The organism is Almyronema sp., from assembly GCF_052168255.1.
Classification (GTDB): domain Bacteria; phylum Cyanobacteriota; class Cyanobacteriia; order Phormidesmidales; family Phormidesmidaceae; genus Sphaerothrix; species Sphaerothrix epifaneia.
This window is the reverse complement of sequence record NZ_JBQLZL010000025.1, coordinates 18,427-32,097: the sequence shown is the minus strand read 5'-3', so window position 1 is coordinate 32,097 and position 13,671 is coordinate 18,427. Positions and strand designations below refer to the sequence as shown.

The 13,671-nt window shown below is 52.3% G+C and carries 12 protein-coding genes; 6 read left to right on the top strand and 6 right to left on the bottom strand.

The features are described 5' to 3' along the window. Positions 1-204 precede the first annotated feature (204 nt). The 5 genes from ACTS3T_RS04495 (at position 205) to ACTS3T_RS04475 (ending at position 6,402) form a co-directional block, all read left to right on the top strand. Positions 205-486: a hypothetical protein gene (locus ACTS3T_RS04495; RefSeq protein WP_377963390.1), complete on the top strand. Its 282-nt coding sequence runs from the start codon at positions 205-207 to the stop codon at positions 484-486. A gap of 96 nt (positions 487-582) precedes the next feature. Next, entirely contained in the window at positions 583-2,307 is a 1,725-nt protein-coding gene (locus ACTS3T_RS04490) for a mechanosensitive ion channel family protein (protein ID WP_377963388.1), read from the top strand. 282 nt (positions 2,308-2,589) lie between these two features. Then, the gene (locus ACTS3T_RS04485) at positions 2,590-4,431 is read left to right on the top strand and encodes a glycoside hydrolase family 15 protein (protein ID WP_377963386.1); all 1,842 of its coding nucleotides are present in this window, start codon (positions 2,590-2,592) and stop codon (positions 4,429-4,431) included. A 118-nt stretch (positions 4,432-4,549) separates the two neighbouring features. After that, positions 4,550-5,359, top strand: coding sequence for a Nif3-like dinuclear metal center hexameric protein (locus ACTS3T_RS04480; protein WP_377963384.1), 810 nt, complete (start codon positions 4,550-4,552; stop codon positions 5,357-5,359). Continuing rightward, on the top strand, positions 5,359-6,402 hold the full coding sequence (locus ACTS3T_RS04475) for a glutathione S-transferase family protein (protein WP_377963382.1): 1,044 nt from the start codon (positions 5,359-5,361) through the stop codon (positions 6,400-6,402). Before ACTS3T_RS04480 ends, ACTS3T_RS04475 begins: the two co-directional genes overlap by 1 nt. Before the next feature lie 104 nt (positions 6,403-6,506). Here the strand turns inward: ACTS3T_RS04475 and ACTS3T_RS04470 are convergent, their stop codons facing one another. Together ACTS3T_RS04470 and ACTS3T_RS04465 are read right to left on the bottom strand one after the other, a co-directional pair. Continuing rightward, positions 6,507-6,971 carry a DUF2358 domain-containing protein gene (locus ACTS3T_RS04470; protein ID WP_377963380.1) on the bottom strand — a complete coding sequence of 155 codons (465 nt, stop codon included), beginning with the start codon at positions 6,969-6,971 and terminating at the stop codon, positions 6,507-6,509. A gap of 47 nt (positions 6,972-7,018) precedes the next feature. Then, complete coding sequence (locus tag ACTS3T_RS04465) at positions 7,019-7,912, bottom strand: tetratricopeptide repeat protein (RefSeq protein ID WP_377963378.1); 894 nt, start codon at positions 7,910-7,912, stop codon at positions 7,019-7,021. Positions 7,913-8,414: 502 nt separating this feature from the next. Between ACTS3T_RS04465 and ACTS3T_RS04460 the strand changes: the two genes are divergently transcribed. Continuing rightward, positions 8,415-9,614, top strand: coding sequence for a hypothetical protein (locus tag ACTS3T_RS04460; RefSeq protein WP_377963376.1), 1,200 nt, complete (start codon positions 8,415-8,417; stop codon positions 9,612-9,614). 15 nt (positions 9,615-9,629) lie between these two features. Here ACTS3T_RS04460 and ACTS3T_RS04455 read toward each other — a convergent pair whose 3' ends face one another. The 4 genes from ACTS3T_RS04455 to serA are packed head-to-tail and all read right to left on the bottom strand — an operon-like array spanning position 9,630 to position 13,551. Further along, a complete protein-coding gene (locus ACTS3T_RS04455) occupies positions 9,630-10,829 on the bottom strand; it encodes a homocysteine biosynthesis protein (RefSeq protein ID WP_377963374.1) in 1,200 nt (399 codons plus the stop codon). An 8-nt stretch (positions 10,830-10,837) separates the two neighbouring features. Further along, complete coding sequence (locus ACTS3T_RS04450; protein ID WP_377963372.1) at positions 10,838-11,020, bottom strand: hypothetical protein; 183 nt, start codon at positions 11,018-11,020, stop codon at positions 10,838-10,840. Positions 11,021-11,022: 2 nt separating this feature from the next. Beyond that, positions 11,023-11,913 (bottom strand): 50S ribosomal protein L11 methyltransferase, encoded by an 891-nt coding sequence (gene prmA, locus ACTS3T_RS04445; RefSeq protein ID WP_377963394.1) that lies wholly within the window; start codon positions 11,911-11,913, stop codon positions 11,023-11,025. Between the two features lie 54 nt (positions 11,914-11,967). Next, entirely contained in the window at positions 11,968-13,551 is a 1,584-nt protein-coding gene (gene serA / locus ACTS3T_RS04440) for a phosphoglycerate dehydrogenase (protein WP_377963370.1), read from the bottom strand. Between the last annotated feature and the right edge of the window lie 120 nt (positions 13,552-13,671).

The window sequence follows — 13,671 nt, the reverse complement described above, 5'->3', positions numbered from 1 at the left end:
AAGACTGTTCAATTCAAAATCGAAAATCCAAAATCGAGAATTGATATTAGCTATGGTTCTAGCGGCTGCAGCTATATGAATTCTTTACGCTAAAGTATTTTCCGCAAAGTTTAGCGCAAAAGTTTAGCGCTTCAAGCATCGCCACCGTAATTCTGCGCAGAGAGCCTGTAGCTATCAGCGTCAATCTGAAAAGCCTATCTAAAAATGAGCGACAGCGAGCATAGCAACAGCCAAAGTTCAACCGTCACCATTGTTGTGGCTATTATTGGCCTGGTTAGCGCCGTTGGCACGACGTTGCTAACCAACTGGGACAAAGTTTTTCCCACTACCCTTGAATCTGCTGAATCTACCACTGCTATACAACAAGTAGAAGCCGCCCCCAATCCCCCCACCCCAACACCTGGCCGCCAAAATCCGCCCGCTGATCCTCAGCCTTTACCCAACGAAACGTCGCCGCTTCCCCCGCGACCTCAGCGGCAAAACTGAAGGCAGCCGCTACCCGACCCGGCTACCCCCACAGGTGGATGAGCGTTCAAACGAGATGCGGCAGATTAGGAACTGCTGTCGTCATTGCGTTGAAACATGCTGCATCTTTTGCGATCTCATTTTCTGCAGCGAAAAGTGACTCGCCTGCTGTTTATCAGCGCCTTACTGATAGCTTTAGGGATGCCTCAATCGGCTCCGGCGGCACTCTCCCCCTCACCACTTTTGCTACAAACCTCATCGGGCACGACTAGCCGTACGGCTGTTAGTGGCTATAGTTTGGGTTGGGTTTGGCTAGATGGTTATCAGGTCTTCCAGATTGCTGCACCGCAGTCGGCTCTGTCTCAACGCCAGCAGCGGATTGAAGCTAATTTGGCTGCCATCCGCGACGACTACCTGCAAATGGCATCACCGCTGGCGACGCTCACCAGTTCTCAGGTTGATCGCTTCGAGCCGCTGAGTCTGTTTGTCAATGGTTTGTACTTGTTCACGCTTACGCCAGAAGATGCCACCCAGCAGGGCATGACCATTAGCGCCATTGAGCGATCGCTGAGGCAGCAGATCCCGCAAGTGCTAGCCAGAGCCTATGAACAGCGCCAGCCAGAATATGTGCGCCGCCAGCTGATCAAAGCTGCTCTCCTAATTTTGGTTGCGATCGCCGTTGTTGGGGCTTTACAGCAGGGGCATGAACAGCTATTCAATGCCAGTTTGCTGATGATCGGTCGCCGCTCTGATCAGCTAGAACCCCAGCAGCGACAGCAGTTACAAGATCTACAGCTGCGTCTGCTGCCGTTAGGGCAAGGGCTGATTCTGGTAGGGACGGTGTTGTGGGTAGCGGGGTTCTGGCCGCAGACGCGATCGCTGCAAAATAATTTTTTAGCCATCTTCAAACTGCCTCTAATTATCGGCATTGTGATTGGGGTGGCCTACGTAGGCATTCGCCTCAGCTATTTGCTGATCGACCGCTTTGTCAACAACCTGACCGAGCGAGAAGGCTTCAACAGGGGCTCTCGCCGCTTACAGTTACGCATTTCAACCATTGCTAGCGCCATCAAAAACTTAGCCAACTTTGTTTGGCTGGGAATCGGTTTGTTTGTGGCTTTAGCCGCCACAGGGATTAATCTTGGCGTTTTGCTGGCTAGCTTTGGCTTAATTGGCTTAGCTCTGTCGCTGGCGGCTCAAAATTTGATTAAAGGCGCTGTTAGAGGCTTTTTTATTATTCTTGAAGATCAGTATGCGATCGGGGATGTCGTCGCTATCGACCAAGATGCTGGTTTAGTCGAAAATATGAACCTGCGCATTACCCAACTACGGGATACTGGCGGACGCCTCATTACCATTCCCACCAGCGACATCAACCGCGTCGCCAACTATTCTCAACGCTGGTCGCGCGCTGACTTGAAGCTGCCCGTTCACTACAACGCCAATATTGACCAAATGCTTGATTTAGCCCGTCAGGTCGGGGCAGATATGCAGGCAGATTCAGACTGGCAAACCCTGATTTTAGAAGACCCTAAAATTTTGGGCGTAGATGACTTTGGCGACAGCGCTTTAATTATTCGCGTCTGGATTAAAACGCAGCCCATGAAGCAGTGGGATGTTTCTCGCGAATATCGTCGCCGCTTTCAGTTAGCCATGCAGGAGACTGACACGTCAATCCCCTTCCCGCAGCGAGAGATTTGGCTGCACCCTGCCGAGGCGTTCACCGTTGAAATGAATCAGCCAAAACCATCGTCAGACACAGCCAAAAACAACGGACAAGCCCAAACCGAGGCGCAACCCAAAGCAGTGCCCGACTCGGCAGAGGCCGAATCAGAAGTGTAGCAGGGCTTTGCCAACCCCAATTCCGGTCTTTGGTGGGATGTCGAGGCCACCTGAATCGTTGATGCTGGTTGACTAAGTGGCTTGACTCAGCCACAGCGTCAGTCGTTTGTCTGGCGTCTTGACCGATCGCACCCAAAAACTCAGTTAGAACAGGCTGAAACTGAGCTTCCTCGGTTTGTGGGATTTCTGCTTTCAATTGTTCGGCTGTTCTGGGGCGATCGGCTCCAGCTTGAGTCAGTCACGTTTGCTGAGCCGTGATTTTGAACAATCAGGAGAACACTTTTGAAACCCTATCAACCCATTGAGAACTACGGCCTGATTGGTAATATGCACACCACTGCTCTGGTAGGACTTAATGGCTCTATTGACTGGTTTTGCTATCCCAGGCATGATTCCCCCAGCGTATTTGCGGCTGTTTTAGACAACCAAAAAGGCGGCTACTTTCGGATTTATCCTTGCTTGGAGGGGGTTAATCACAAGCAGTTTTACTGGCCTGAAACCAATGTGCTGGTTACTCGTTTTCTGGCTGACTGTGGTTTGGGCGAAGTTATAGATTTTATGCCCGTGGGCTTAGATGCCGACGAAGAAGGCTATCACTGTCTTGTCCGCCAGGTGCGAGGTATTCGCTGTAGTCTCAAGTTTCGCTTAGAGTGCTATCCAGCGTTTAACTATGCCCGCGATCGCCATGAAGTGCAATTGACCCGACACGGAGCCATCTTTCGCTCTGCCGATTTGACCTTAGCCCTAGTGACGGATTTGCCCCTGCATCAAGACGGGGGCGGCGTTTGGGCTGAGTTTACGCTGGAAGCGGCCAAAAACCAGGTTTTTGTGCTGCGAGAGGTGGCCCCAGACGAAAAAGAATGTGGCCTACCGCTACCGAATAACAAAGCAACGGAATTATTTGAGCAAACAGTAGAGTATTGGCGTCACTGGATTAAGCAGTGCGTTTATAAAGGTCGCTGGCGTGAATATGTTGAGCGCTCTGCGTTAGCCCTCAAGCTGATGACGTATGAGCCAACGGGCGCAATTATTGCAGCACCCACCTGTAGCCTACCGGAAGAAATTGGTGGTGAGCGCAACTGGGATTATCGCTTTACCTGGATTCGTGATGCCGCCTTTACGCTATACGGCCTCTTGCGAATTGGCTTTACCCAAGAAGCAGCTCAGTTTATGGACTGGATTACCGCCCGCTGTCACGAAATTGACCCCAACGGCACCTTGCAAACCGTCTACGGCATTGACGGCACGCACGAGCTTGAAGAAACTGACCTCAACCATCTCGAAGGCTATCGCGGTTCAGCGCCCGTACACGTTGGCAACAGTGCGATGGGGCAGTTTCAGCTCGATATTTACGGCGAACTGCTTGACTCTGTTTATCTATTCAACAAGTATGGAACGCCCATTTCCTACGATCTCTGGCAGAAGTTACGGCAGCTATTAAATTGGGTTTGTGACAACTGGCACCGTCCCGATGAGGGCATTTGGGAGCCACGCGATGGTCGGCAACAGTTTGTTTACTCTAAGCTCATGTGTTGGGTTGCCCTCGATCGAGGGTTGCGGCTAGCCGAAAAACGTTCGTTTCCTGCCGATCGCGATCGCTGGCTAACCGTACGCGACGAAATCTACGAAGAAGTGATGCACAAGGGCTGGAATGAAGACCGTCAGGCTTTTGTACAGCATTACGATAGCGAGGCCTTAGATGCCAGCTTGCTGATTATGCCGCTGGTCTTTTTTATGTCGCCAAACGACCCCCGTATGCTAAAAACGTTAGCCGCCATCCAAAAACCGCCTTCTCGCGGTGGCTTAGTTTCTAGCAGTCTGGTTTATCGCTACGACCCGCAAAAGGCTGAAGATGGCCTTTCCGGGCAAGAAGGCACCTTTAACCTCTGTAGCTTTTGGTTGGTTGAAGCGTTGACGCGCGCTGGCCGCACCGACCCCGATAAGCTCAATGATGCCCGACTACTGTTTGAAGAAATGCTAAGCTATGCCAACCACTTAGGGCTTTATGCAGAAGAAACTGGCTCTAGCGGCGAAGCGCTAGGCAACTTTCCCCAAGCCTTTACCCACCTATCGCTGATTAGTGCAGCCTGGAACCTCAACGAAGCGATCGAAGGCCGCACTTAAACTAGGGACGCAAGCCTAACCAAGCCGCAGGGACAAAACTTTGGCGATCGCCTGCGGCTCTAGGCTACTTTTCATAAAATGGTCAGCAATTGATGATCAACGCTGTTGGAATGAGGGTATGAAGGTCGCTGATTTAATCAACTGGTTTGAAGCGTGGGCACCCCCCGGCTGGCAAGAGACGTGGGACAATTGCGGCTGGCAAATTGAACCGGGTGTTTTAGACGAACGGGCGCGAGTACTGGTTTGCTTAACGCCAACGCTGGCTGTTATGCAAGAGGCGATCGCGCGGCAAGCTCAAGGCATCTCGATCAACCTGATTTTTGCTCACCATCCGCTCATTTTTAGCCCGCTCAAAGCCGTTACCAAAGGCGACCCCATTGGCGATATGGTACGGCTGAGTTTAGCTCATGGCATTGGTGTCTACAGCGGTCACACCAATTTTGACCAAGTGGCGGATGGGACGGCTGATGTGCTGGCTCAGTTATTTGACCTGCAAGCCGCTAGCCCGGTAGTGCCGACCCAAACGGGCTTGGGCTATGGGCGGGTGGGCAACTTGCCCCAACCGCTGTCGCTGCAACAGCTTTTAGCAAAAATTCAGACGGTTCTAAAGCCGCCCGATCTGATGTATTCTCCCCAGGCTGATCTGGCACAGCCACTAGAGCGGATCGCTGTTTTGGGCGGTTCGGGGGCTAGCTTTTTAGCCGCTGTGGCCGCCACCAACGCCCAGGCTTATCTAACGTCTGATTGTAAGTTTCACCAGTTTCAAGAAGCTCGCGATCGCGGCTTGATCTTAATTGATGCCGGTCACTACGCTACTGAACGGCCTGCCTGTGCCCGCCTAGTTGAAAAGTTTCAGCAAGTTGGGGTGGAGTGGGTACAGCTCAGCGATCGCGACGAAGATTTTCGGCAGTTTTTTGGTGCAAAGTAATGCCCTCTCGCAGCGCCCTTCCACCCGGTTTACTCATTCGCACTGGCAAATGGGTGTGGACTACTCTGTGGCAAACAATGATGTCAAAGCTAGCTCCGAGCGATGGCACAGGTGCCTATGTGCGGCCTGAGAGCCAATTTCGCGATCGCGTCAGGGTTGAAGCTGAGGCTAAATTTCCAGCCGCCTCTGGACGCTATTATCTGATTGCTGGCCTGGGTTGCCCCTGGGCACACCGCACGCTAGTAGTGCGATCGCTTAAAGGGCTGACTGAAGCCATTCCTTTAATCGTCGTTTATCCCAGTTCAGATCAAGGCATTTGGACGTTTGAACAACCCTTTGCAACCTGCCAGACGTTGCCACAGCTCTATCAAATAGCCCAGACAGGCTACAGCGGTCGAGCAACCGTGCCAATTTTGTGGGACAGCCAAACTCGCCAAATCGTCAACAACGAAAGCGCCGAAATGATTGTGATTTTGAATCAGGCGTTTGATTCTTTCGCCCAACGGCCTGATCTCGACCTGTATCCAGCAGCGCTGCAACCAGAAATCGACCGTTGGAACGAGCAGATTTATCACGCCGTTAACAATGGCGTCTACCGCTGCGGTTTTGCCCAGTCACAAGCAGCCTACGATCAGGCCGTCGCAGACCTGTTTGCCACCTTAGATTTAATCGACACAACCCTTGCCAATCAGCGCTATCTCTGCGGTCACGCCCTGACGCTGGCAGACGTGCGGTTGTTTACCACCTTATTTCGCTTCGACATTGTTTATCACGGTTTGTTTAAGTGCAACCGTCGCCGCATTCAAGACTACACTCACCTCGGTGCCTATCTGCGCGATCTCTATCAGCTACCGGGCGTCGCCGAAACTTGCCATCTAGAAGCGGTCAAACGCGATTATTACGGCAATTTGTTTCCGCTCAATCCAGGGGGCATTATTCCCGATGGGCCTGATATTACCGACCTGCAAGCACCTCACGGACGAGAAAAGCTCAGCGCCAGCATGGTAGTAAAGGCAGCAACCAAAGGGCAGAGGGCAGAGTGAAAGGCGCTTGGTCAGCGGTTTGCTAGCTATTTCCGCGTCTTAAGCTGGGTGGTTACGGCCATGTCGGCTAATTTGAGCCAGTTAGGGCAAACTCTAGTCGCTGTTTAGGCGGGTGGCTGGGTCTGAAAAAACTGTTTAAGAATAGCGCTGGGCGGGCGATCCCACGTATCGATATGTTCGTAAATTAAGCCGCTCTCTCGAAGCTTGTAGTTAGACTGACCGTTAAAAAAGAGGCGCGATCGCCAAGGCAACCGCAACGTTCCCCGCACCGTCCAATCGACCTGAATGCAATCAGCCGCCGCTTGTCTCACCTCATGCACATCAAAATGCAGATCGGTAAAAAACAGGCGGCCATGAAACCGCAGGGTCCAAAAAATAATCCGGTAGTTAAACTTACCCTTAAACCGATTGACCGGATCTTGAAAGAAAATGTCAGGCGTGTAAATGTCGTAAGAAATGTCCTGTGCAAACAGCGTGGGCAGGTCAGCCTCTAATGTGGCGATCGCCTTTTGCACCTGGGCAGGAGGCGGCAGAGTCGGCAAGCGATCGCCTGGAGTTGTCTCTGTCATTGCCCTCTCCCGTTTTTGCTCCCCCACCTTAGCCGCCAAACATTCACCTACTGACCGACTTCAGCCTCTTCAGTCGGCGTCGCTTCCGCCTCTGGTTCTGAGTCTGCTGCTGCCGGAGGACTGACGCCTTCGGGGGTCGGCGTCTGGCCTTGAGAAAGCTGCTGAATCTGGTCTTTAAATTGGTCAGGGGCTAGGGCTAAAGCATTGGCAAAGAGGGGTTTGGCTTCATCGTTTTTGCCTTGTTCTTGGAGTACGAGAGCCTTCGCTAACAGGGGGCGAAAATCCTGAGAATTTTGCTTAATCGCTTCGTCATAAATAGCGATCGCCTCATCTAAGCGATCCTCCTCAGCATAAACCTGACCCAGCAAGAGTTGAACCGAAGTGGTATCAATTGAGTTTGCCTGCACCTGGTTAGCTTGCTCAGCCGTTTTGAGCGTATCTTGCAGCAAACCGACAGCGGCTTGAGGACGCTCCTGCTGAATCAGCAAAGCCACTAACCCCTGGAGCGCATTCATGTTACCCGGAGCCGAACTCAAAACAGCCCGGTAAGCCTGAGCCGCCCCTTCTAGGTCGCCCACCCGCTGCTTGGTTTGCCCTAGCAACACCTGATAGTCAGGAATATCGGGATTTAGCTCCGCTAGCTTCTCTAACGGTTCAATCACACCTTCAACATCCTGAAGCTGAATGCGAGCTTCAACCAGCCCTCGCAGCGCTGTTTGATTGTCCGGTTCTCGCTGTAACACTAGCTCATAACCCTTGGCGCGGGTTTCTAGCTCTTCTCGTTGGGCAGCTAACGCATCGGCAGACTGAGCCGTTGAGCTTGCGGCTTGACGCCGCCCTGTCGTAGCGCTAAAAATTGGCAGCAGTGACAAAGCTAAAAAAGCAGCGACTGCCACTACCAAGACGCTTACAATCAGCCAACGATTTCGTTTAATAGCCACAGCCGTCCCCTTCAAACTCTATTTGCCCATCTTAGCGCCATCTCGTCCGTCCCTTGTCGAGCTTCTAAAGTAAGATGGAATGCTGTTGCCCGTTTAAAAAACTTTTATGCGACTAAAGATGAAATTAGAGAAACCGCCAAAAAATGCGCAGCAATTCCCAAAAAGGTTCGGATTCTGCCAGCAAATCAATGGAATAGTTTAGAGATTAGCCCAAAGGTGAAAGCAGTTGGATCCGTTTTTGGGGATTTGTCTAAGCTTTTGCCATCATAAAGATAGTGGGGTGACACTATTGCTTAACTCTGGTGATTTTAGGTCGCTCTCATCTGTTATTGGGAGATTTGAAGCTGGGTCTTTTAACTTCAAAAGTTTCTTAAAACTTAGAATTAAGCGAAGTGGCCCCGCCCAAAATTAGTCAAAATGCAAATGCGACGTTAAATCGAAGATACGTGCATTGGTGGGTTAACCAGCAGGTAGGTATCTACTTTCGGAGGTTTGAGGATTTATGAGTTCAGCAGCCAGTCAGTTCCCTGAGTATTCCCAACCAGCAGATCCTAACGCTAATGAGGAATCTGCTAAAACGCCCCTGACCCGCCCCACGCTGCTGAGGCCACCAAAGCGCCGTCCGTCGTCACAGCCTGCCGACGCTGCTGAGGAAACCCCAGCAACGCCGCCCCCCTCTGAAGCGGTACCGCCAGCGGCGACAAATGCAACGCCACCCTCTTCTCCTCAGTCAGCTACCCCTGCTGCCTCAGAGCCAACTGCCGCCGCTGCCGCTGTATCCTCAAAATCAGAACTACCCCGACAACAACCCATTTCACCCCCCAGTGAACCGATGCAGTACCGGGCCATCGGTTTGGTCAAAGGGTGCTACGTTCCCTCAGAAGAACAGTTTAATCGGGGTCAGTTGCAGGCGGCTGATGGCACTGAGATTGACACCGTGCTGCTCGGACGGGTTACCAGCTTAGTTAAAAACCATTTAGATCTGGAGAAACCCCATCTTTGGGTGGTCTATCCCCGTACTCGCAAACTCAACTTTAGAAGCCCTAATTCTGAAGTCATGCTGCATCTTCAGATTGTGGGCGTGTGGGAGCCAGAAACGCTGAAGACAGAGACAGAGACAGAGACAGAAGCCGCAGCAGAGACGGAGACAAAGACAGCAGTAGACGTCGAAGCCGCAGCAGTGACAGAGATCGAAGCAACTGAACCTGACGCTGATGAATCGGTTCCAGCAGTTGCGGCGGCTGCAAAAGAAAACGATGACGCGACGCGAGAAACCGCTGCCCCTGGGGAAAGTTCGGCGTCATCCGAAGAAGAGGAATACTTTTCGATCCGAGGAGAAGTCTTGAAGTATGACGATAGAAATGGGGAAATTACCATCAATATCGTACAGGGGTTAAAGCATCCAGAGCGCTCTACCAAAGACTTTCGCCTGACTTTGCAAGGAGAGTTGTCAGGCAGAATCGTCGGCTACTTTTGGGATTTAAAGGTTAAACGCCAGGGTAGTGACTTGGTTGTAGATACGGCCTCATCGGTCGGGGTGGTACCGCCGAAGAAGCGCAAGAAAGGCGAAACCAAAGAGATTGGCCGGAATCGTCGAGGCGGCAATTTTGACCGACCGCGATCGCCCCACAGTTCTGTCCCTAAGCCTCAAAAACCAACCACCCGCCGCGCCAAGTCTGAAGAAAAATCTGAAGACAGCTAGGAAAGCTTCTCTCGGTTAACTCAGGTTCACCTGAGAACCCCAGCGATCTTGCGACAAAAAGCTGCGATCGCTGGGTAAGGGAGCGATCGCAGCCGTTAGCTCAAACTGACCAGCGGCAATCCAGTCTTTTAGTTGCTCAGCTACCTGACGAGCCCGGTAAAGACTTGCCAGAGGAGCCGTACGCACCTTCTGGCCGTCTATCGTAATCTGGCCTGACTTGAGCTGGCTGTAGCTCACCAGGCCAAACGTCGGTCGAACCCGACGCGGAATAGAAAAATCCATGACTGGGGCGACCAGTTCCGCATCTTGCACCGCGCAGTAGCGGGCAATTTCTTCGTTCAATAGCGGAATGGGTACGCCAACCCCCAACATCAGCGACGGCCCATAGCTTTTGAAGTAACATCCCCTCACCCAATCTGGATCCATCTGCTTGGCATCACCAATCAGAGCCACTGTCGCAGCGGGGCCAATAGGGGTTTGATTGGGCAACCGTTTTTGCAAGGGAAAGTGTTGAGTCCCTTCCCAAGCCACATAACCAATGCCGCCGCCTAAAAAGATGCGGCTACCAATGCCAATGACCTGCAAATGAGGATCGTTCAGCAGCGGCGACAGGGCACCCGGATTAGAGTACACAGCATTGCCCAAACGCGGCTGTAATGGCCCTAAATAGGTGTGCAGCAGGCGATCGCCACCATTGACGCCCACAATAAAGTTTTGATAGAGGTTGCGAGGATTAAACAGGTAAAACTGGTTGATAGTTTCGCGAGTAATGGTTGTTTCCAAACTGGCACGCGGGTAACAGTCCGTCACCTGCCCAACCGCTCTTAGCTGAATAGGCTTGCCCGCAATCAAATCGGCAATGACGTGGCCACCGCCGCGTTCTCGCACATCTTCAGTTTCTAGCCCCTCCCCCACCCGACTGCTTTCGGCAATTTGGGAAGCGCCTAAATAAAGATCCACTGCTCCAAAACCAGCATAGGCGGGTACGCCATCTAGCTGGCAGCGGCGAATTTTAATCGGTGGATCGGTGTGCCCCAAGTTGAGAATGGCTCCGGAAGATTCCATCGGCTCAAACGTACCCGTCGTGACCACATCTACTGCTTTAGCAGCCTGGGTCACGCCTACTTCAAGCGCCAGATGCTTAAACGCTTCAGCCGTGAGCACCTTAACCTGCCCCTGCCGAATCCGATGATTAATTTCTTCGACGGTGCGCATGGCCTACCTCAGGGCTGCTGCCATAGCCGCCAGCTCAGCACAGCCGCCATTAGCAGCGAAGGCGAAAGAACCAAAATCAAGCTGCTGGTGGCGTTGGCCGGAATCGCTAAAGCAGGGGCAGCATATTTAATTAGTCCGGCGACGACTGCCGAAGCTATGAAAACCTTAACAATAAATCCCAGCCTGTCCATATTCAAGCTCGACGAATATTCAGACAGCACCATTCTTGACGCCGCCAGAGGGTCGCCACTACCCAGCCATTGTCTTCTAAGGTATCAGCGACAATTTTGGCCTGCTCAAGCAAAATGCCGCTAAGAATCCCCCAGGTGCTGGGTTTAGCGATCGCGGTCATATCAGGGATCAAATCTACAATGACTTCAGCCAAAATATTGCACAAAATGCCATCAACAGGGGCAGATAATTGAGCGCTGAGGGTTTGAAGGCTGCCCCGCTGAGCAATCAGGCGATCGCTGGCGATGTGGTTTAAGGCTCGGTTTTCGTCGGTTGATTTAATCGCCAGCGGGTCAATATCAACCGCATAGACCTGCTTAGCCCCCAGCAGCAAAGCCCCAATTGAGAGAATGCCAGAGCCGCAGCCAACGTCTGCCAAAATCTTGTCAGCCGCTTCTTCGCCCAAGCGCATTTCTAGCGACTCTAAACAAAGCTGGGTGGTGGGGTGGGTTCCGGTGCCAAAAGCAGCTCCAGGATCCAGCCGGAGGATGACGCGATCGCCGTCAGCCGGATCCGAGAGCCAAGCCGGGTTAATCAAAAAGCGATCGCCAATGGTCTGAGGCTGCCAGTAAGATTTCCAGCTTTTAGACCAGTCCTCTTCATCAATGAGCTGCCATTCCAGGTGGGGAATTGGCAACTCTGAACAGAGGGCATCTTGTTTCATCATCAAAGCCAACGCTGCCAGATCCAGAAGCTGAAACTGTTCTTGAGGAAAATAGGCTCGAATAAAACGATGCCCGCCTCGGCGCTCACTAGATGTGCCGCGTCCGTCATAGGTGTCAAACCGCCAGTAGACCAGATCTTCTAAGGCTGGATGACACAAAACCTGAATTTCCCACCAGCTATTGACCAAAACCAAAATGCCTCAGAGGGACATGTGCAGATGTTATCAGCTTAGGCGATCGCTCTAAAGACTCACCGTATAAGCATCGCGAATGCCCGGAACTTTAGTAATTTCAGAAAGAATACCCTCCGGCAACGGATCATCAATGCTCAGCACCATCACCGCATCCCCCCGCACAATCTTGCGTCCCACCTGCATGCTGGCAATATTGACGTTAAAGCTACCGAGCAAAGAGCCAATTTTGCCAATAATCCCTGGCATATCGCGGTGCAGCGTAAACAACATATAGGGCGTCGGCGGTACATTGATGGGAAAATCATCAATGTCAGTCACGCGAATTTCGCTGCCACCGAGCAAAACCCCCGTCACCGAATGCTCCCCTAGCGATCCCTTAGCCGAAAGCTGTAAAGATCCGGTGTAGTCTTGAACGTTGGCATCTCGTGTTTCAATCACATGAATGCCCCGCTCTTTAGCCTCAATATTGGCGTTGACATAATTAACTCGCTCTTGCAGCGCATGTGACAGCAAACCCTTGAGGGCTGCGACCACTACTGGCTGGCTGTTGTCAGTTTGAGCCAGTTCACCCTGCAAGCGCACATCGAGCGATTCTACCCGGCCACCCGCTAGCTGCCCTACCAGATTACCTAGCGTTTCAGCCAGTTGCAGGTAAGGACGCAGTTTTTCAAGCACATCAGGCCGTAGCCCCGGAATGTTGACGGCTGAGCGGGCGGGGAGTCCTAGCAGCACGTCGCGAATTTGCTCGGCAACGTCAATCGCCACGTTGACCTGAGCTTCTTCAGTAGAAGCGCCCAAGTGCGGCGTCAAAATAGCGGCCATGTCGAGTTCGCGCAGAGACGACGTTCCTAGCGGTTCGCTTTCGTACACATCTAAAGCAGCCCCAGCAATTTGCCCTGAGCGAATCGCTGTTGCTAGCGCTTCTTCATCGATAATGCCGCCTCGAGCACAATTGACAATTCGGGCAGTAGGCTTCATCGTCGCCAGCGATTCAGCGTTGATCAGGTGAGTGGTTTCGGGTGTTTTGGGCAAGTGCAGGGTAATATAATCAGCCTCTCGCAGCAGCAAATCAAGATCCACCAGCCGACAGCCAATTTGCTCCGCTCGCTCACTTGAAATAAACGGGTCGTAAGCCAGGAGCTTCATGCCCAAAGCCCGAGCCACTGTAGCCACATGGGAGCCAATTTTACCCAGCCCCACAATACCGAGCGTCTTTTTATAGACTTCAACTCCCAAGAAGCGTTTGCGATCCCAGTTGCCCGCTTTAACAGACTGATCAGCAGCCGGAATATAGCGTGACAGCGACAGCATCATCGCCAGCGCATGTTCAGCCGCCGCAATGGTGTTTCCTTCGGGTGAGTTAACCACCACAATGCCACGGCGAGTGGCGGCGGGTACGTCAATATTGTCAACGCCCACCCCTGCTCGGCCAATAATTTTGAGCTGTTTGCCAGCATCAATCACGTCTTGGGTGACACGGGTACCGGAGCGCACCATAAGCGCGTCGTAATTAGAAATAATTTTGATGAGTTCTTCGGACGGTAGCTTGGTTTTGACATCAACCTGGGCTACCTGAGAGAGAATATCAAGCCCAGCTTGATCGATTGGGTCAGAGACGAGAACCTTAGGCATAGCTCAGCAACGGGTTTTCACAAGCTGCCATTTTACTGCAAAGCTGAGCCGCTACGGTGCGGAATGTTCAAAGAGCTTTGGGATCTGGTTCGATACCTGCTGGACTGCTTAACGTTTCTT